General features: G+C 47.4%; 1 protein-coding gene. It reads left to right on the top strand.

The features are described 5' to 3' along the window. The coding region (locus HC175_RS20630; protein WP_235942717.1) for a helix-hairpin-helix domain-containing protein at positions 1-371 on the top strand (371 nt) is incomplete at both ends.

Below are 371 nucleotides of genomic sequence, written 5' to 3'. Positions count from 1 at the left end.
CGAAATGAAGGTGAAGCACAACATTACTGCCCTAATTTCAATGGTTGTCCCCCACAGATCATTGGGCGCATTCAGCATTTTATTTCCAGGAAGGCGATGGATATAGAAGGCCTGGGAGGAGAGACCGTTGCGCTGCTGGTGAATGAAGGGCTTATAGGTAATTATGCCGATCTATATGAACTGAAAAAGGAGCAGATCCTGCCGTTGGAGCGCATGGCCGATAAGTCGGCTGAGAATGTCATCAACGGAATTGAGAACTCAAAACAAATTCCGTTTGACCGGGTTTTGTTTGCCCTGGGAATCCGGTACGTGGGAGAAACAGTAGCCCGAAAGCTGGCAAAGCATTTCAAGAGCATTGACAAACTTATGGC

This window comes from Salinimicrobium oceani (assembly GCF_012037645.1).
Note: the sequence above shows the minus strand (reverse complement) of the source record. Positions and strands in the feature narration are given on the sequence as shown.